Annotated in this window: 12 protein-coding genes, 4 pseudogenes and 1 other annotated feature; of the genes and pseudogenes, 13 read left to right on the top strand and 3 right to left on the bottom strand. The window is 35.7% G+C overall.

The window, feature by feature from the left end:
• From F960_RS23315 to F960_RS20720, 6 genes and pseudogenes are all read left to right on the top strand, one after another.
• Window positions 1-3,828 (top strand): BapA/Bap/LapF family large adhesin (locus F960_RS23315; protein ID WP_004871375.1); only part of this gene is annotated, 3,828 nt, incomplete at its 5' end.
• Window positions 3,829-4,022: 194 nt separating this feature from the next.
• Window positions 4,023-5,687, top strand: a complete 1,665-nt coding sequence (locus F960_RS20740) for a hypothetical protein (RefSeq protein WP_004871372.1) — start codon at window positions 4,023-4,025, stop codon at window positions 5,685-5,687.
• 75 nt (window positions 5,688-5,762) lie between these two features.
• A pseudogene (locus F960_RS22030) lies at window positions 5,763-5,921 on the top strand (helix-turn-helix domain-containing protein); the annotation flags it as partial.
• A 50-nt stretch (window positions 5,922-5,971) separates the two neighbouring features.
• Window positions 5,972-7,191 (top strand): IS3 family transposase gene (locus F960_RS20730; RefSeq protein WP_085945836.1). Its coding sequence is split into 2 segments (ribosomal slippage): window positions 5,972-6,248 and window positions 6,248-7,191, totalling 1,221 coding nucleotides; the frame shifts between segments, so codons are not numbered across the junction.
• Window positions 6,247-6,363: a sequence feature (AL1L pseudoknot), on the top strand. (Overlaps the previous gene by 117 nt.)
• 450 nt (window positions 7,192-7,641) lie before the next feature.
• Window positions 7,642-8,952: a type II toxin-antitoxin system HipA family toxin gene (locus tag F960_RS20725; RefSeq protein ID WP_004871365.1), complete on the top strand. Its 1,311-nt coding sequence runs from the start codon at window positions 7,642-7,644 to the stop codon at window positions 8,950-8,952.
• Complete coding sequence (locus F960_RS20720; RefSeq protein ID WP_004871362.1) at window positions 8,945-9,223, top strand: helix-turn-helix domain-containing protein; 279 nt, start codon at window positions 8,945-8,947, stop codon at window positions 9,221-9,223. The genes F960_RS20725 and F960_RS20720 overlap by 8 nt, the downstream gene beginning before the upstream one ends.
• 15 nt (window positions 9,224-9,238) lie before the next feature.
• On the opposite strand, the gene F960_RS20715 is transcribed toward F960_RS20720, so the two are convergent.
• Window positions 9,239-10,450 carry a tyrosine-type recombinase/integrase gene (locus tag F960_RS20715; protein ID WP_004871358.1) on the bottom strand — a complete coding sequence of 404 codons (1,212 nt, stop codon included), beginning with the start codon at window positions 10,448-10,450 and terminating at the stop codon, window positions 9,239-9,241.
• A 193-nt stretch (window positions 10,451-10,643) separates the two neighbouring features.
• Between F960_RS20715 and F960_RS22020 the strand changes: the two are divergent.
• The 3 genes and pseudogenes from F960_RS22020 to F960_RS20705 all read left to right on the top strand — a co-directional run.
• Window positions 10,644-10,900: pseudogene (locus F960_RS22020) on the top strand (transposase); the annotation flags it as partial.
• A gap of 372 nt (window positions 10,901-11,272) precedes the next feature.
• Window positions 11,273-11,875, top strand: coding sequence for a GTP cyclohydrolase II (ribA, locus tag F960_RS20710; protein ID WP_004871355.1), 603 nt, complete (start codon window positions 11,273-11,275; stop codon window positions 11,873-11,875).
• Between the two features lie 202 nt (window positions 11,876-12,077).
• Window positions 12,078-13,040, top strand: a pseudogene (locus F960_RS20705) (IS30 family transposase).
• Here F960_RS20705 and F960_RS20700 read toward each other — a convergent pair.
• On the bottom strand, window positions 13,016-13,231 hold the full coding sequence (locus F960_RS20700) for a hypothetical protein (protein ID WP_004871350.1): 216 nt from the start codon (window positions 13,229-13,231) through the stop codon (window positions 13,016-13,018). The pseudogene F960_RS20705 and the gene F960_RS20700 sit on opposite strands and share 25 nt — an antisense overlap.
• Before the next feature lie 193 nt (window positions 13,232-13,424).
• On the opposite strand from F960_RS20700, the gene F960_RS20695 reads away from it, so the two are divergent.
• The 4 genes and pseudogenes from F960_RS20695 to F960_RS20680 all read left to right on the top strand — a co-directional run.
• On the top strand, window positions 13,425-14,096 hold the full coding sequence (locus tag F960_RS20695; protein ID WP_004871347.1) for a hypothetical protein: 672 nt from the start codon (window positions 13,425-13,427) through the stop codon (window positions 14,094-14,096).
• Window positions 14,096-16,372 carry a hypothetical protein gene (locus F960_RS20690; RefSeq protein WP_004871344.1) on the top strand — a complete coding sequence of 759 codons (2,277 nt, stop codon included), beginning with the start codon at window positions 14,096-14,098 and terminating at the stop codon, window positions 16,370-16,372. Before F960_RS20695 ends, F960_RS20690 begins: the two co-directional genes overlap by 1 nt.
• Window positions 16,356-19,571 carry a tyrosine-type recombinase/integrase gene (locus F960_RS20685; protein ID WP_004871341.1) on the top strand — a complete coding sequence of 1,072 codons (3,216 nt, stop codon included), beginning with the start codon at window positions 16,356-16,358 and terminating at the stop codon, window positions 19,569-19,571. Before F960_RS20690 ends, F960_RS20685 begins: the two co-directional genes overlap by 17 nt.
• Window positions 19,572-19,701: 130 nt before the next feature.
• A pseudogene (locus tag F960_RS20680) lies at window positions 19,702-19,961 on the top strand (DUF2384 domain-containing protein); the annotation flags it as partial.
• A gap of 8 nt (window positions 19,962-19,969) precedes the next feature.
• On the opposite strand, the gene F960_RS20675 reads toward F960_RS20680, so the two are convergent.
• Entirely contained in the window at window positions 19,970-21,031 is a 1,062-nt protein-coding gene (locus F960_RS20675) for an RNA-guided endonuclease InsQ/TnpB family protein (protein ID WP_004871337.1), read from the bottom strand.
• Window positions 21,032-21,132: the final 101 nt, after the last annotated feature.

Raw genomic sequence — 21,132 nt, 5'->3', positions numbered from 1 at the left:
GACAGCGATTCAGATTCAGATAGTGACTCGGATTCAGACAGCGACTCGGATTCAGACAGCGATTCAGACTCTGACAGCGACTCGGATTCAGACAGCGACTCGGATTCAGACAGCGATTCAGACTCTGACAGCGATTCAGACTCTGATACAGATGAGCCAAAAGATCTTGAATTCAATGAAGATGGATCGAAGCTTACTGGTACAGCTGAACCAGGATCTACAGTTACAGTGAGTGCAAAAGATGGCACTGTTTTAGGTAGTGCAACTGCAGGTCCAGATGGAAAATTTGAAGTGTCATTGACACCAGCACAAGCTGATGGTGAGAAAGTAGATGTTACAGCACAAGCTGATGGGAAAAACAAGTCAGCACCAGTTGAAGTAACAGCGCCAGATATTACTGCGCCAGATGCTCCAACTGATGTCGCTGTTACAGAAGATGGTACTCAAGTAACTGGTAAGGGCGAGCCTGGTAGTACGGTTAATGTTACTGATCAAGATGGTAAAGTGATTGGTACAGGCAAAGTTGATAAAGAAGGCAACTTTGCGGTTGATTTAGAAAAACCATTAACTAATGGTGAGGATGTTACCGTTCAACTGGAAGATGAGGCTGGAAATAAGTCATCAGAAGTGACAGTTACTGCACCAGATACGACAGCTCCTGATGCTCCAACTGATCTAGATGTAAGCCAAGATGGTTTGAAGTTGACTGGTAAAGGTGAGCCAAATACAACAGTCACTGTTAAAGATAAAGATGGTAATGTTGTCGGTCGCGGCGTGGTTGATGCAGATGGTAATTTGACAGTTGATCTTGATAAACCATTTACTAATGGTGAAGAACTTAACGTTACTTTAACTGATAAGGCTGAAAACACATCTGATCCTGCTACTGTTAACGCTAAAGATACCACTGCACCAGATATCATTGATGTTCAAATTGATACAGATAATCTTGTATTAACTGTAGAAACTGAACCTCATGCAACTATTAAGTTGTATGACTCAGAAGGTAAACCATTACTAGATAAGAATGGCAATCCTATTGAGTTCCAGGCGAATGGTGAAGGCAAAGCAATTTATAGTTTTGATACAGCGGTTGAACGTGGCAAGATCATTAATGTCACTGCTACGGATGCAGCAAATAATGAATCAGATCCATATAAAATTATTGCAGGTATAGCTAAAATTCTTGCTCCTGCTGATAATGTTATCGATTTGATTTTAGATGCTACGCCTAAGTCAACGACAGATACAGTTCTTAAAGGTAGTTCGAAGACAGGCTTTACTGTAGTAAACGTAGGTCTAGGTCCTGTATTGGGTGTTGATGTATTAGCTAACCTTGGCGATAGTTCACTTATTGTTGATGTTGGTGCGAATCAGACGAAAGATTTGACCTTACAAGGCTCTGCTTTGGGTGTTCAAGTGGTTGGTACTATGGACTTGTATGTGTACAAGCTCAATGAAAGTACTGGACAATGGGAACAGCAAGCTGTTAAAGAAAACTGGGTAGTTAGTGTATTACTTGGTGGTAAATCTAAAGAAACCGAGTTTAACTTAGCTCAAGGTAAGTGGATGTTTGTAATGGCTTCTGGTCAAGGCATTCAAGCATTAACGGGTTATAGCTTAAAAATCACTGATGCGATTACTCATGACTATAACGAAGCAGCTGATATGACAGGATCAATTTCAGGCAATATGTTGACTGATGAGGATCCAAAATTTGGCAAAGATGACTTACCTGAAGGAACGACGATTACTTCGATCAATGGTAAAACACTTTCTGGTAACGGAGAGGTGATCATTGAGGGAGAGTATGGCAAATTAACAGTAAAAGCTGATGGTTCTTATAGCTATACAGTTAATTCGGATTTCCGTGGTCCATTCGGTGCTAAGGATGTGTTCACTTATGTTGTAACTTCGCCATCGGGTAATACAGCTGAAGCTACACTCGAAATTGAACTTAACATTACACCAAGGGAAGAGCGTATAGAAATTCATAATACGGTTGTTCTTGATCTTGAACCACAGGTTATTCTAGATACTGACAAATCGACTATTAAGAATGCGACTGGGTTTAAGTTACTTGATCTTGGGTTACTAGGACCAATTCTAAGTGCTGATGTGTTAGCAGGTGCCGGTGCGATGGAGTTCTCAGTAGGTGAGAATCAAGTACGCGAATTAACATTCCATGGCAGTGCTGGTGGTATTTCGATTGGTAAGGTCTTCGATCTCGTGATCTTTAAGCTAGACCCTGCGACTGGTAATTTTGTTCAAGTTCATTATGAAAAGGACTGGTTTAAGATTATTGTACTCGGTGGTAAATCTGACCAGTTAACCATGCAGTTTGGCGAAGGCGAATATCGCGCAATGCTAAACAGTAAAGGTTTGCTTGGTGTAGCAGAAGGTTCGGGTTTATATGTTGATCATGATAAAATTTATGACTACAACACACCAACCAACTACCAAGGTTCTGTTGCTGGTGATGCGACTGAGAAAGATTCAACAGCTCTATTGAAAGTAAATGGTAAGGATGTTGAACCTGGTAAAGTAACGACTGTAGAAGGTAAATACGGCACATTAACGATTAATAGTGATGGTACTTATACTTATACAGTGGTTAAACCTGCTAATGCAGGTGCAGGGTGGAAGCCACCTTATGGTCAAGTTGATACATTCCAATTGGTCACTCAGGATGCTAATGGTAAGTCTGTAGTTGAAACTTTAAATATTAAAGTTGGCACGCATACAGCCAAAGATGACTTTATTACAACAGCTCTTGAACAGCATAATGTAGAAACAACAATCAATTACGCCGAAAGTTATGGCCTATTTGATAACGTTAAAACATATATGAAAGAGTTTACAGTTGCGGCACATAGTAAAGATGCATCTACCAGCTTAAACGTTAAAACTGAATCTGATGGGGTGATTACGAAGAAAGATGTGACGTTAACTTATAAGTTGACGAATACAACAACTGGACAAGTATTTACACAGACAGTGAAAGGAAAAAATGTTGAGTTGAATATTAACTTGCAGGATCTTCCAGCTGGAAATTACACATTAGAAGTTACATCAGTAGATGGTAAGATCCAATCTATTGATTATACAACTCACGTTGTTCATTCAGATGATTATGTAAGTTCTGCTGTAGATATTGTGAAAGGTAATCTACTTACAAACGATGATGGAATAACCAAAATTGATTCATTGAAAGTTGGTGCTAAAGAAGTCTTCGTAAATGATCCGAAGAAAGGTGCAGCATCAATTGAAGTTGAAGGACAATACGGCACTTTAACAATCAACAAAGATGGTTCTTATAGTTATCAACCAAGTGGTAATGCATTTGGTGTGGATAAATTTACATATGAGACTGTTTCTAAGTTGGGTGTGAAAGAGCAGGCTATACTTGAAATCAATGTTGGTAAAAACGTTGTTGCAACTGAACATGCTGATCAAGTTGAGAGTTCATCTGCGAATGATATCTTTACTATGAGTGCTGGTGCCGATACGGTAATTTACAACGTATTGGATAGTACTATTGCCAATGCCGGTGGTAATGGTGGTAATGGCTTCGATACCTGGACTGATTTCAATGCGTCTGAGGGTGACAAGATTGATATTTCGAAGTTGCTTGACGGAAATCAAACGGTTGATAACATCAAAGACTATGTTACATATGAAGATGGTGTACTAAAAATTGATCGTAATGGTCAGGCTGATTATTCTGGACAACCAGAAGGTCAATCACATTATGTTGATTTAATCGCTATTAATTCTGATAAGACCTTAGATGAATTGTTGAACAACAATAATATTGTTTGGCATTAATCTATATATTTAAATTATTGAAATAAAGAAAAGGACCTTAGGGTCCTTTTCTTTGTCTAGATCTATTTTTAAATGGATGCTTGCTATATTTTTACAATAATATACGAATATCTTTTAACCTAAGATTTAAATGAAGTCGATATATAGCTATGTTATAATTGGGGCATTTAAAATATGATGTTTTAGTGTGTAATATGGCAATCAATTCTTACATTGAATTAGTTAATTTCAAAAAAAAGTTAGTATCTTGGATTGAAAGTACGATTATTGATAAAAGTATCCAGCAAAGTGCTTATGCTATTTTTTTATCTTATGGTAGTAAAAAACAGCGTTGCCAAGTCTGGGGAAATTATGATGAACAATTGTCAAAAATAATTAAAAGATTATGCAACTTTGTAGATAAAACTTATAAAAAAAATAGCGAATTATTTGATTATGTGAAAGTTGATATTGCATATAATATTGAGAAAAAAGCATTTCAAGATGTTGTTCAAGAATTAAACTCTCAAAAGCATAATAATCATATGAGAAAAGGTATAAGTTTGGATAAAAATTTTGAAATCAGTTTTCTGGAGCAAGAGTTATATGGAAAAGCAATTATTAAAGGTGTTGTTTATAATGAACCAAACTTTTTTGATGAAAAAAATCTAAATGATGCAATTAAAAAGAAGTATCCAAGTATTACTAAAAAATTCTCTTTAAATGAAATTGAGGATGTTTGGTTGTTTGATACTTATTCTGCATTTTATGAAGATCACGATTTTATATGTTTGCAGAGTCAAGGGTGTGAAAATGGTATACGCTTTTTAATTGGAAATAAAAAAGATCATATTGTAGAGCTGATTAAAAAGAATGCTGAATTTTTACATCGTGAAATCCAGCAAGATGGTCGTTTTATATATGGTTATTTCCCAGCATATAATAGAGAAATTAATAGCTATAATACTGTTAGACATTGTACGGCAATCTATGCTTTGCTGGAAACGCTGGAAGTAGATTATAAAACTGAATACTTAACACAAATAAAAAAATCGATTCAATATGCTATCGACCATTTTTATCGGGAAGTAGGCGATAAAGGTTTTATGATTGATGGAAAGACTACTGAGTTAGAAATTAAGTTGGGATCCAATGCAACAGCTATCTTTATGTTTGCAAAATATCAAGAAATAACCAAAGACTCCCAATATATTGCCTATGCAGAAAAACTGGCAGAAGGGATTAGGTTTATGGTAGATGTTAATGGTGAGACTACGCATGTCTTGCATTATCCATCACTGGAAATCAAAGAAAAATTCCGTATTGTTTATTATGATGGGGAAGCTGCACTTGGTTTATTACGTTTGTATCAAATTAATCAACATCAGCCTTTATTAGAAACTGTTAAATTGATGTTTGAGCATTTTATTAATAAAAAATATGATAAATATCATGATCATTGGTTAAGCTATTGTACTAATGAATTAACAATGATTTGTCCTGAGGAAAAGTATTTTCAGTTTGGTATCAATAATTACTTAAAGCATATGAGCTTTATTAAAGAGCGTAAAACTGCTTATGCAACATTCTTAGAAATGATGATGTCTGCATATAAAATGGTACAGCGTTTAAAAGAAACTGAATTTACTGAATTATACGCATCAGCACAAGTGGAAGATTTAAAATCACTAATTGAATATAGAGTTGAGTTTCAACGTGCAACAGGTTTCTTTTACCCTGAAATGGCGATGTATATGGCTAACCCAAGAAAAATATTAAATTCATTCTATGTACGTCATGATCGTTTTAGAACACGAATTGATGATCAAGAGCATAATTTATCTGGTTATGTTGCGTATGTGAATTATATGGAAAATTAAAATAAAGAAAAAATATAAGTTGACAAAAATAACTAATCATGCAAAAAAGTTTTTTTAGTTAACAGATGTTCACACATGCCTCGAATTGTTTCTGTACCACTTAGTTTAGAACAGCGAGAACGACTCATTTTTCTGGCCAAGCATGCAAAACATTGGCGTGAAAGACAACGTGCCCAAACTATTCTCTGGCTTTCTGAAGGTAAAAGTGTTGCGGAAGTTGCCACTCTACAAGAATGAACCGTACCGGGTTTGTCGGAGAGTCAATATTCTGAGAGACTATTCCGATGAAAAAACCAAACTATACCCCCGAAATTAGAGAAAGAGCGGTTCAATTACTAATTGAATCTGAAAAAGATTATCCTTCTACTTGGGCTGCAATCACAGCAATTGCGCCTAAGATTGGTTGTACTCCTGAAACACTTCGTGCCTGGCATCAAAAGCATTTAGATCAGCAAAATCCTATTAAAGTACAACAGATATCTGATCAAGAAAAAATGAAGCAAATGGAACGTGAAATTAAAGAATTAAAGCGTGCCAATGAAATTCTACGTAAAGCAGCCGCTTTTTTCGCCCAGGCGGAGCTCGACCGCCCACACAAATAATGGTGGATTTCATCCATAACAATAAAGACTTATATGGTGTTGATGCGATTTGTAGGATTTTACCGATCGCAGCTTCAACCTATTACCGGACTCTAGATCTCTGCGAAAATCCAGAACATCGAGCAAAGCGAGATTTACATGACTTGCATCATGCTGAGGAGATTAAACGAATTTGGAAGGAAAGTTCAGGTCGGTATGGTGTACGTAAAGTCTGGCAAAAACTGAAACGTGAAGGCTATATTATTGCACGCTGTACTGTTGCTCGATTAATGAAAAAGCTAGGTATACAAGGTGTTTGGCGAGGTAAGAACAAACAAACCACCCGTAGCCGAGATGACCAAAAACGAGCACCTGACTTGGTGAAACGGAATTTTAGAGCTGATCAGCCTAATCACTTGTGGGTTGCTGACTTTACCTATATTCAAACAAATTCAGGCTGGGTCTATACCGCCTTTATTATTGATGTGTTCTCACGAGCAATTGTTGGATGGAAAGTATCTACACGGATGAATACAGATATGGTACTCGATGCACTTGAGCAAGCATTGCACGATCGAGGCATGCCAAAGAATGTGATTCATCATTCCGATAGAGGTGTTCAATATCTTTCTATTCGCTATACCAATCGTTTAGAAGCTGCAAATTTACGAGCATCAGTCGGTACAACTGGTGATTCATACGATAATGCTCTGGCTGAAACGGTGAATGGCTTATACAAAACAGAGGTGATTGAATATTTAAAAGCAGATTGGCAAGGTTTAGCAGATGTACAACTTGCGACACTAAACTGGGTAGGTTGGTTCAACAAAAAGCGTGTACACAGTGCACTGGGTTATGTATCGCCTTTTGAGTTTGAAGCAATGTACTATGATAAGATTAACCCGTTAGGTCAGGTGGCCTAACTTAAATAAAAAAGTCTCCGACAAACCCGGTACGGTTCAGTTTAATATATTTCTTTAAATGCTATGTCCAGTGCGTCATCAACAGATTTATCTTGTTGTACAACAATTTGTCTAACTTTTCTTAGCTTCAGTCAGATATAAGACACGCCCATCTTCCTGCATGACACGGGTATGTTCTAAATAATACAGATTTGCTCTTTTTGAATGTAGAATCGCTTTTAGATCAGATGGATTAAGTTATTCCATTTATTTTCTCCTTTTGAATATTTAATCAAAAAAATTGCATAAAGAAGTTAGTAATTTAGCAATACGACAAGTTATGACGTTTAAAATGATTGCTTATAGTGCAAATTAAATGATTCTAAATCAGAGTAGGAAATTCAATATATATCTACTATAATAAAAAAATACTACTTGAAATAGACACTAATATTTTATTTTAATACATATATGAATCAATATTGCACACTTCAAATTTTTCAAAATAACGAATGGCAAGACTGCGCTATCGTTGAATTAACAGCCGATCAAGAGCAGGGATGGAGAACATCAACATCTACCCGAACATCATATCTATTTGAATATGCCATTGAACATATAGATTTAAGAGATGGCCATGCTCTATCATTCCAATTTCCAGTCAATGTACAAAATAACCTAGAAAACCAGTGGCCAGCATTTCTCATGGACTTGTTACCTCAAGGCTATGGCCGAAAGGAGCTTTTAAATCAGCTGGGCTTTTCAATTAATGCAGAAGAACAAGCTGATTGGCCTTTACTGAAGTCTGGGGCAGGTAATCCCATTGGTAATCTACGAATTAAAGAAGCTTATGACTGGCTTCAAGATCATTTTCCGACAGTGAAACCTCGTGGATTTAGCCTAAGCGAAATAATTGAAAGGAAAGAAGATTTCATTGAGTCACTTGCATCATATGGCTTATTTGTTGCTGGTTCTTCAGGTGTTCAAGGTGAATGGCCTAAACTATTACTAACACAAGGATATGATGGTCTGTTTTATTTAGATCACAGTCTTCCAGATGAACTAGCAGCAAAGCATTGGCTAGTTAAATTTAGTCGTGGAAATGATCAAAAACTGGAAAAAATACTGTTACATGAAGCAATTTACATGAAAATAGCTCGGTATTTAGGTCTAAGAGTGTTCAAGGACTTGGAACTTCACCAGAGAACACTATTTATTCCACGTTTTGATCGCCAAATTATCAATGGTAAAGTCAAAAGAATTGCACAAGAAAGCCTAGCCTCTTTAAGTGGTAAAGCTGGCTTCGGCGTTAAAATGACACATAATCAAATCTGTACATTGATCATGGAATGTTGCTCATCATCAAAAGCTGAAATTTTTGAATATTTGAAACGAGATATCGCTAATGTTGCATTAGGAAATAAAGATAATCATACCCGTAATACCGCAATTCAACGTTTAAATGACGGCACAATTCAATTAACACCTCTCTTCGATTTTGCACCAATGTGGCTTCATCCTGACGGAATTGCACGTACTACACGTTGGGAAAAAGATGACCATGGAGGAATGCCTATATGGGGATCTGTCATAACGCAAATAGAAGAATGTACAGGAATAGATTCAACTGAAATTAAACATACAATGATTCAACAATTGCCACTGTATGAAAATTTGCTCGATGAAATGAAAAAAATAAATATAGATGATGAGATTCTACAAAATAGTCATCATCGTATATTGAATATATGCCAACAGATTCAGGAGCTTTCTAATGGATAAACGTTATAAGCCTATGACGGCAATCGAGCAAATGAATAAACGCTTACAAGTCTTAGAAAATATAAATAACAATCCTGAGTGGCAAATTTACCAGATTGCATCATACATTAGAAAAGAACTACATTTAACATTAAATGAAATGAGTAAAATTACTAAAATAGCACCACAGACTTTACAGAAAATGGAGCAACCTGATAGTAATCCAACATTAGATTCTATAAATAAGTTGTTAAATGCATTTGGTTTAAAATTTATTATTAAATCAAAATAGTTTAATTTAAATTACCTATAAACTAGATTTTGATTTATTTTCTAAATAGTCACCCCACCACTGCATCATATCAGCTCTTTGTTGAATATAATCTGCATGGTTATAACTAGCACGTGTTTTATTCTTATCTACATGTGAAAGCTGAGCCTCAATCCAACTATCTTGAAATAAGCCAGAATCATTTAAAATAGTACTGAATGTTGATCTTAAACCGTGTGAGGATAGCTCATTTGTTTTGTATCCCATCTTACGAATGGCTGAATTTATTGTGTTAAAATGCAATGACTTATCTTTAATTTTTGGGCTGGCAAAAACATAACGATCGCCTTGTGACCACTCTAGTGCAGATCTAACAATGCTCACCGCTTGCGATGATAACGGGACTAAAAAATCTGGAATATCATAACCTGCTATCACTTTTCGACGATATTGCTTGATATGTAAAGCGGGTATTTTCCAAATTTTGTTGTCAAAATCAAAATGATGAGGTTCTGCAGACAATAACTCTGCCCCCCTGACTCCAGTATATAATTTAAATAGGATTGCTTTTTTTATAATCGGATCTGTATTTAGTTGAGTTATTCTAAGAATAAAATTAGAAATTTCTTCATCTTTTAAATAGGGATAATTTTTCTTTAATTTCCCTTTCAATAATATTTTATTGAGACCATAAGCTTGATTATAATCACAGTATCCCATTGCAACTGCAAAATCATAGATTTGATTTAAATAGCTATACGCTTTTTTTACAGGTTCCTTAACTCCCCTATTTTCAATCTGCTTAATTACCTTAACTAAATCAGTTCTTTTAATTTTGCTAAAATCTGTATCACCAATAACGGGATAAATGTCATTTATTAAACATGCATTCGCCAATTGGATTACACCACCACGTGGTTGATCTTTAAATGAATTATTTGTTTTAAACTCTAACCATTCTTCACAAACAACTTTAAAAGTTTGAATTTCCTCCTGAACTAAATTTTGTGTAGAAAATTTAGTTGCCTTATAGGAGTCTCTGGCCACTCTAGCCTCTTTGAGATTCATCTCAGGATATGTACCTAGAGTGACTCGTGGTCTTTTACCCGTTTCTGCAACTGAATATCGATAACTCCAAGACTTTTTTCCATTAGGATCGACTTTTAAGCTTAAACCATCATCATCAGCTAAAAAGTAAATTTTTTCTTTTGGATATGACTTTCGTACTTGTGTTTCCGTAAGACTCATAAATTTTTATAAACCAGCATAATGATCCCCATTGTTGTAATTATATCAAAAATAAGCATTATTATGTGATGCGTATATTACGCATCACATAAATATTTATATCTATGTTTTTTATAAATATTATTGTGAGTTACTAAGTTGAAGTAACCAAAAAAGTAACCACTGTTAAATCTGTATTAATCAACAAAAAACAATGATAGTTAATCACTATTCTGCAATGAGTTTGTTTTACAGACCTTGTAATCGAGCCTTAATTATTCGAGGCAATATTTCTATCTGGTTTGATCATTTGACTCAATGGTATGCTCATCCGCAAAAAAAAATGGACCAAATCAAACTTAGTTCAATACAGCTATTCAATGCTGCTTAATACCTAAATCTTTATTTAAATTTTCTTTATACATGTACACTGGTTTTGTCCAAATTCTAATTAAGCTTTGCAAATTAGATAGGATACGCGGTAATGCTCTCTAAAAATATTGATTGCTACAGAATTATTTTTGGGGGAATTACCGTGCAACAAAGCCATTGCGAGTAAAAAGTTACCATTTTAAAAATAGTCTATATCATTCCTAATGACTGTTAATTTCGATCTTATCTATTATGCATATAAAAATTGTATATTTAATATCCAACTAAAAACAATTTTAGAAAGCTTGTCAAAGTTAAAATTAGATGTAACTTATTGTTTTTTTATTGAAATTTACTTCACACACTAAAAACTTTTGTATTTTCACATAAATTTCACTATCTGAAAACTATTTTAGCTGGAAAGTAATAGTTGCAAGTTTCTAAATTTTTAAAATACAGGGGTATAATTAAATGGCTATAGAATTTGTTTCTAAATCAAAGTTACCTACTGCGTTTGGCGATTTTGAAATTATAGCGTTTCAAGACCAAAGTACTGGTGAAGAACATATCGCTCTTGCCAAAGGCATGGATACTATTTCAAATCAACCAATACTCGTCAGAATTCATTCGGAATGCTTAACAGGCGATGCTTTTGCTTCACTGAAATGTGACTGTGGTCCACAATTACATTCAACTATGAAAATGATCAATGATGCAGGTCAAGGTGTGATCTTATACTTACGCCAAGAAGGTCGCGGCATAGGCCTAACCAATAAAATTCGAGCTTACGCACTTCAAGATCAAGGACATGATACTCTTGAAGCCAATTTATTATTAAATTTACCAGCAGATGCTCGTAAATATGATATGTGTACCATTATGTTAGATTATTTAAAAATAAAGAATGTAAAACTCATTACAAATAATCCCCTTAAAATTAAATCTTTAACTGATTTAGGAATTAATGTTGTTGAACGTATTCCTTTAAAAGTTGGTTTAAATATCTTTAACAAAGCTTATCTAGAAACAAAGCAAAAACGCATGTCACATCTATATGATAATAGTGATTTTTAAAAAGCGATCACTTTTAGAAAAAAATCCACATATAAAGTTCTATCTCCCTTTCGGGAGATAGGCGAAGATAAAATACTGTTTTATATTTAATTATGTTTCGCAGATTCAAATCCCAAGTGCGACACATTTGTAGTTAGTTGAAAAAGTTAGGTGTATTCGTAGAATCATTGGGCTTTTTCAACTCGCAATTGGAAAGCACACAATGAAGAAATACACCCAACTTTCTCAAGATGAAAGATACGAAATTTATGCTACTTTGAAAAGTAAAAGTTCAATCGCTACCCTTGCTCGGGAGTTAGGGCGTTCACGATCAACCATCTACCGTGAATTAAAAAGAAATACTGGGCAACGTGGATATAGAGCTCAACAGGCAGCTAAATTTGCAAGTCAAAGACGGTACCGTCCTTCATCACCCATGACAGCGTTTGCCTTCGCTTATATTGATTATTTGATTGGCTTGGACTGGTCACCAGAACAAATTTCAGGTGCTTTAACACAACGCTGTTGGCTGGATGTACCTTCACATGAGTGGATTTACCAGTACATTTATCAAGATAAATCAAAAGGCGGTAAACTCCATCTACACTTAAGGCATCAGAAGAAATATCGAAAACGCGGTTACAAAAACACGGATCGTAGGGGGCAAATCATTGATAAAACAAGTATTCATTGCCGAGACCAGGTCATTGATCAACGACAACGTTTAGGAGATTTCGAAGGTGACACGGTGATTGGTAAACATCATAAAGGTGCTTTATTAACTCTCGTTGATCGAAAGAGCCTGTACGTACATATTGTTCATTTAGGGCCAACGAGAGCATCCTCTCAAACGATTACTTGTGCATTAGATCGTTTACAGATGAGCCATGCTTATAGTGTGACATTTGATAATGGCGAGGAATTTTCCGAACACAAAAGAATTACTGATGCTGGCATAGATACGTATTTTGCTGATCCTTACAAGTCTATTCAGCGAGCTAGAAATGAAAATACGAATGGTTTAATCCGGCAATATCTGCCAAAATCGTCATCGTTTGATGACGTGTCAAACGAACAAATAGAGTAGATAGAATTTGCACTCAACCATCGTCCTAGAAAAACACTAGGTTGGCATACACCGAGTGAAGTTATGGCTGGTTTTTATACTGTTGCACTTGCCGCTTGAATCCGCCATGTCGCTAGGGCATAAAAAAAACATTTTTCACATAACTGTAACTCATATTTTTCACCACTATGCTTGGAGCCATAACCCCAATGTGCGGATAAATTTCCAAACTCCAGTTTCGTTGATTGGTTACATACATTACATAAAACATCTTTGACGACATCTACTTGTTTTAATTGTTTGATTTCCATATTAAGTCCTCTAATTTTAAAATAAATAGCATTGCTATAGGTTGTGACTCAGTTCTTAAAAATATAAAAAAATCACAATATATTGTATATTAATTGTAAATAGACACAAAATATGGGGTAGATCAATCTTGTTTAATATTTCAAAAAATTATAAGAATATTCACTTGATTATTTTTTACACTTATAGAGGACTATGGAAACGGCTTTTGATTTCAATGAAGAATTTGGCACACCTAAAAAATTGTTGTGCAAAAATTTTAATAAAATCCAAATCAGTATACATCCTAGTTTTTCTGGAATTTATCTTTGCTATCAAGAGGCTTTCAAATCTTTAAAAGCTGATCTATCAATATTGACGCCCTACCCTGAACTTCGTGTATGGAAAGATCCTAATATAGTTGGCTATACCATCGTGAATGCCTGTCAGTGGCACTTATATGCATCGCAAAATATGCCGAAGAATATCAAACTATTGATACATTCTTTTCCTCAAGATGAGGAAAAAGTTGAGCTATTAAAAAAGGTGGCAAGTTCAGAATTCATAAAATTTCTGTACTCTTATCATCATGATCTGAACCGAATAACCCCTGAAAAACTTAAGACATTGATTAATAATCATATTTGTTCAGAAATTATTCTCGCTTTAAACAAAGAAAGCTCTTTTAAGCCCCACTGTACTATGAGCTTAGACCTGCTAGCAAAACTACTCTCATACACACGAAATCAGCTGAATTATCGCAATAAAGTTATAAACCTAAAAAGACAGAATGTGCTTGATCAACTGCAACAAACTAGCGGAATTGTGCAACAGCTTTTAAACAATGTGGACTTCGTTCTCACGCCAGATCAGCTATGGAAAGCATAATGTCAGAATCTAACTCAAGCCATCAAAATGCTGCTGATATTCCGCGGGTCTCATTAAAACAGACACTGGAAAAACTCTTTGGTGATGAGCAACTCCAACGTACCGAACATATTCAATATGTTGCTGATTTACTGATTTCACACCCAACTGATCAATGTCTGGAAGGGCTGAGTCTCGATCTATTAGATTTTGATCTAGAAACCAATTCTGTTGTTGCTAGACCCGCTGCCTTGGTCTCCTCTCGAAAACATACTGTTAGCACAACACCAATCACTTGGTATGTGAACTCAATTGCACAATTAGCAGAGTCAGAAGAAAATGCTTTAATCTGGAATATCCTGGTCTTAAAAGCAGCAATCTATTTAATTGCCCTTCCAGACATTAAACCTGAGCTTTTTAAAGAAGACTACACTGAACATTTCAATACTGTAAAACGCTTATTTCAACGCTTCCGTGTGGCCAATAGGGTTCTGAATCCCTATAAAGAATATCAAAATACACGCGAATACATGATCCTTTGGGAAAAGCATCTTAAAGATCCTACGCTTTCGTTAACTGAATTTGTTCAATATTTAAGTAATTTCAATACAGATCCATCCAATGATTTTGAAAAAAATCTACTGAATAATCTACGCATTACATTTACTTATATTTTAAACAATAAAGCCAAAATTGCCAAAGCGAGCATCGAGACTCAACTTCAACATGATTTTTTAGATGAAGATCAGCTGATTGTAGAAAGTTCAGAAATTAAAAAAGGTCAAAAGTCTAAAGCTCTTAATATAGAAGAACAATTAGATGACCAAGATACACGTCAAATACTTGTAGACCCAGCAATAGTTACCCCTCTTGCTGCATATTCAGAATCTTGCCAAAGCTATGTGCTGCCTCTGATTGCCAAACATATTCAACGAAAAGAACATTTGCTGCCATACAGCAATCTCTTTCCCAATACGGCAAGTGTCAGAGCCCTACTTAACCGGCTATATGATGATTACACCCAAAATAAAAATGGTAAGGTTTCACTCATCTTGATTCTGTCCTTTCTGACAGGTAATAAGATACAGGAATGGCTACGTCTGCAAAGTAAACGTGTTAAAGCTTTAAATTCCCGCCAAAAGATCCTACAACAGGATGAACAATATTTCCTCCGTACTAAATTTTCAATTTTTGAAAATAAAGATTTTGCTTATCCTGAGTCCTTACTCAACCAAACCATCTATCTGGACATCCCGATCCCGAATTCATTTATTGATTCTCTGCGGGACGGTGACCCTATTATGGAAGAGGACCTCCAGCAACATTTAAAACAGTTGAGAACCAAACTTTATATTCCCAAATTATCATTGATAAAAATAAGCTCTCTTTTACATCAGACTATTTTGCAGCGCACTGGAAATAAACAGCTTGCTGACCTTCTCACTGGTATCGATGCCAATAAGTCTTCTTCTATTTCTTATTGCCATCAAAGTATTCAGACTTTACAGACCGAGTATGTCTCGATTTTAAAAGAGCTGTGTGAGTCATTATCTAAGGACTACCAGAACATAAAATATGCTAGAGAAAAAAACTTTGGTAGCCGTAAAGCACCTACCCCAAGCGTGATTAAAGGTATTTTTACTATACTCAAATATAGAATATTTTCACAAAAAGAAGATGACTGGATAGCAATTTTTAATCACTACAATATCTGGATGTGGCATTTTTTATTGCTTTTTACTGCTGCGCGACCCGTCGCTGAGTTTCCTGGTTTTTTAAAAAGCTTTAACCTGAAAAGAAAAATTTTGATGGTTTCTGATAAAGAGGTGGGTGGGCGTCAAGGCTATGGACGTTTGATTCCACTGTGTCATTTTGTTGTACAAGAACTCCTGAAATTCATAGATTTTCTACATTATTTTAAAACTCAAATTACTCCTATTCAGCCAGAAATTTCAAATAATATTCAGCAGATTCTAGAGAGCAAGCTCCCACTGTTAAATATCTTTCAGGATGGTCAATGGCAACCTTTGAGACCTTCGACTGTAGAAGACTTTCATCCAGAGTTAGGTTTGGAACATGAAAACTGGCACCGGCATATAGCCCGTGCTTTTCTCAGCAATAAAATTAGCGAAATTGAAATTTTAGCTTTATTCGGTCATGAGCCGATGCAGCAAGAAGCTGCGCATCCTTATTCCAGCTTATCTATTTCACAATATTCAAGCATTACTCATGTTCTTGAACAAATGAAAGATTATTTTAATATTACCGGTATTGAACTCGATGTCCTCATCCAATAAACGAACTAAGCAAGCTCGACCACTATATGCAGAAAATCGTAGAAAACAAATTCGTCTTGAGAAAGAGAAATCTCCTCGATCGGATGTAGAAAAGGAATTAATTCAATATTTCCAAGAAATAGAACTAGAACAAAAAGAACATTTTGAATCCTTCTATCCAGCAATTTATGAGTTTATTAAACGTAAAGCTTCAAGCTTGGCCTGGAAAAAATATGCGCATGAATTTTTTCGATCGTATATTAAAAAAATCAATCTAAATCGTAGCGAGCCCCTGCCCCTACCAAATCTGACATTTGAGATGCAGCGTGATCAGCCGGTTTTTACCATGGACTGGATCGAGAAGGGACAGCAGGTTGATGAAGTTCTTGATAAGCTTTGGGACTACTGGATTCTAGCGAAAGATAGCAAGACATTTTCTGATGATGAAATCATTGGAAATATTGTTATTTCTGCCCTGCTCTATTCCGGCTTAAATCAAAAAGCCTCTTTAGAAGCTTTGCTTGAACACTTAAAAGATCCGGCAAAAATCAGAAAGATCGAAGATCTGAATATTATATTTTTAGAACCGCTCTCTCCCTCTTATGGAGATCTATTTATTGATGAAAAAACCATTCGTAAATCGCGTAATTTTATTCCTGATCAAATCACCCGCTTATGGTTAATTCATTTTAATAGCAGAAATATTCGTACAGTAAACCAGAATGTAGAAGATTATCTACAGCTTATTTTTAATAAGATTAAGTTACCATTTAATCTTAAAACTTATAAATTATTACGCGACTACGCCAACTTTAACTGGATGCAACTCCCGAAAGTTGACATTGATCCTGCCCTCTCACAATGTCTCATAGAAAATACTGCAACCTGTGGCTTATCAGAAATAGAATTTGAAAGATTTCTTCATCCAAAATTTAAATATCAGCAGGACACTCTGACTGATTCAGATGTAGAAAAATCACCATCTATTGTGGGTAAATCCTACTCCAATGATGATATTCAGCAAGCTTTGGATGATGTTATAAAGATTCACAAAGACCTTTTACAACTGATTCGCACATCACAAACTGATCAAGCCATTGATGTATTAATCATTAAATATTGTCTTGAAAATACTGATAAATTTAATGAGTACAGTAAACGTGTCGCATTATGGCTCATCAGCCTTTATAAACCAGAATTAGAAAAGATTCAGCAACTGGCTGAACGTTTTAATTTTTGCGCTAACCAATTTCAAAAATCGTTTCAGCAGAATAGACCATTAGCAGATAGTTCGATTTACACTTATTACTCCCGGATTGCCGAGCCTTGGCTAACACATTCTTTACAATATCTAGATAGCGAAGATGATCTGAATACGAATCTGGCAAATATCTACACACAAATTATTACGAACACCCGTCTCGCAGATGAAGCAGGCCAACCTGAATTTAAAAAATCCAGAGGTCAAACCAGCAGGATATTGAAGCGCTTCCATAGCTTTCAACGAACAGTTTTCGAAGCTGAATCTCTCGAATTAGAATCACTCACCATACAAAATAGGCCTAGAGCCCGTATTATTGGCCCTTTGACTTATCAAGCTTTCATGAACAAATTAGATACCTTATTTTCAGGTGCTAATAGTCAAGAAAACACTTATAAGACATTAAAAATCATCTATATCTTAGCTTACCGTACCGGTATGCGTATTAATGAAATTCTAGGCTTACGTGTGCGGGATATCGAGGGCTTAAGCTGTCTTTCAGTATGGATTCAGCCCTACGGCTCAAAAAAGAAAGGAAACTTACATCAACTTAAAACAGATAGTGCTGAACGCAAAGTCCCTGTATATTGCTTATTAAAACCCGATGAATATCAACTATTTCATAATCATGTAGTCGAGCAACGACAACTAAATCAGGAAAACTTATACCTATTCCGTAATTGGAATGAAAATAGCAAGCTGAACAAACATACGGTGACAACACCTTTTAGAATGATTATGAACGAGCTTTTTAAAACTCATGATTATTCTTTTCACTCATTTCGACACACGGCTGCCAATCACTTATCCGTTCTGCTCAACTGCGATTACGCTCCCCTAGCCAAGAATCTGACGGATTATACTGAAGAACAATATCAGTCCATTCGGACAGAGTTACTCCGTCATACACATGGTCAAAATCATTGGTTTATAATTGCCCATTTACTGGGTCACATTGACCCTACAGAAACTTTTAAAAGTTATATTCATCTAAGCTACCTGATTGCTGGGCATAAAATACTGAAATATCACCCAGACATCGATACTCAACTGGCAAAAAAGATGATGGGCTACCTACCTTCTTTCAAATTTTTAAACACAGTAAAAGATTCTGCTCCATTCAATTTCGAAAAGCATGCTGTTCATTTAAGTCAGCAGTTACTCAACGATCAAACTGACTGGTTAAAAAGTAACGTCGAAGACATTCTAGATGAAGTTTCATTTAACTCACAGCCTCATGACTTTTTTAAATATTTCGCGGGAACAAAAGAATCCAAAGTTTCATTTGTATGGTTTTTTAAGTGCTTAAATTTACTGGAAATTCATCATGATCCAGATCGGGTATCACAAGAAATGAGCTTACCTGTTGAACTGGTTAACTATTGGTATGAAAATACCAAACAACTGGGCCAACTCAAGTCTCAAAAAAACAACCCAAGGTTATTTGATCTTAACAACACAAATCATCTGGATAAACCTTTGAAACCCGCGATGATTGATACCGCTGAAGAGCGCACAGCAAGGAACTATTTCTTTGAAAATATTCAAAATATTTTTGAAAAAAAGCCAGATCAAATAAAAGCGGTGCTTGAGACATTTTTAAGTCGTGTTACAGTTTCGCATACCGGCCTTCATTATCCATGGAATAAAATCGATCAATTGGAATCATTTTATTCCAAGGTAAAAGACCTGTTTCCCTGTCAATTTTGGCATTTGCTTGGACAAGACTTGATACGATTGTTAGATAAAAAGAAACAACCTTTATTAGTAAAGCTTGCTAAATCGAGCACAACAGAGCATCCTACGACTCAAGAAGATTATATTCGTCTCCAGCTTTACTCAACAAAAGATGCCAAAGCACTGGCAGCATTTAAATTCTGTTTACATTTAGCCTGTATTGGCAGACCTCGATCTCTTGAACTGCAAGTTGAAGGTTTAAAAACCACTACATGCTGTTAAATAATTTAACCGTTATTTCCTTATCTAAAGCCAAATTTAAAATATCTTTAGTAAAAATTGGATGTCTGATCAACGATAATTAAATAGTATAAACTCTATGAATTAGCAGCGTCTGAAACAGGGATCGGTCATGCGTACAACATCAGAAAAACTGCAAAACAGAAAATGATATTAGCTAAGGCAGTTTTAGCTGCTGCTGAACAACTTGGTCTTGCACACGATCAACTAGCCTTAATACTGAATATAGATTCAGTGAAAAATTTAACCTCTCTTGAATTAGATCCCACTTCAAAACAGGGAGAAATCGCCCTCACTTTAATTCGTATTACCACATCACTAGATGCTCTGACAGGTGGGGATACAGCCTGGATGCAGCATTTTTTGACATCCTCACCCCCTTAAAAGAGGGTGATTCCTACAGCTAGACGCTTATGCCCAAGCGCAAGAATGTTTAGAGCTGAGTTTATATCTCGATCATGAGCTGTACCACAGCTCATGCACTCCCATTCTCTTATTCCAAGATCTGTCTTACCTTTTGGACTACTTGAGGTGATCTCACCGCAGCACGAACAGATTTGGGTGGTATAGGCTTCTTGGACTTCTTCAAACAATACGCCTGCGTTCTCGCATTTATACTTGAGCATTGTTTTTAGTGCAGAAAATCCTGTATCCAAAACAGATTTTGCCATTTTGGTTTTTACTAATTTTTTAGCACTCAAGTCACCTACAATAATCAATGCATTTTCATTCACAAGCTTGGTGCTTGCTTTATGCAAATGATCTTTTCGACTATTTGCAATCTTGGCGTGTAATGCACGAACACGCTTCTTATTCCTTGCTCTCTGAGCAATACCTAATTTCTGCTCATATTTTCGATAGAATTTTGGATTTGAAATTACAGTGCCATCAGAACAGGTGGCAATATCTTTTAAGCCTAGATCAATACCAATCGCTTTGGTTGCTGTCGATTTATCTTGCTTAGGCGATTCAACAACAAGACATACATACCAACGCCCACGGCTATCCTCTACAAATGAACCTGTTTTTAACGTGTATTTGCTTAAACCGTAGCTATCCCAAAGCTTAAATTGGTGTTTTCCATACTGGACATATCCATTGGCATATTTGATAGCCACCTTTTTAAAGGGAATCCATCCCAAAGAGCGCCTTGCTGATTTTTTATTGCTGACACGCCATTTCAGCTTTGCCTTTTTAAATTGCTTTCTTCGGGTGACTAATTCTTCAGTTACAGCCTGAATGGTTTGACTATGTAAATTACATTCTTTGGATGTGCCTTTCGTATATTTGGCAATATCAAAAGCAGAGAGAAATTCACCTTTCCGCTTCAAATGCCTAAACCCTAAATCATTGACATAATTCCAGACGAAGTTCACTTCTGATGCTAGTTGGTCTAACACCTTGCGATGTTTGTCTTTTATACGTAATTTAAGGGTTTTCATGTACTTATATTAACAATCAAAACTCAAGGAAAATAGTCCTTAGTTAAATCAAACGACACTTCATGTCGTGTCGCTTATATCTCTGACCTGAAGGACAGAGT

This window comes from Acinetobacter gerneri DSM 14967 = CIP 107464 = MTCC 9824, assembly GCF_000368565.1.
GTDB lineage: Bacteria > Pseudomonadota > Gammaproteobacteria > Pseudomonadales > Moraxellaceae > Acinetobacter > Acinetobacter gerneri.
Note: the sequence above shows the minus strand (reverse complement) of the source record. Positions and strands in the feature narration are given on the sequence as shown.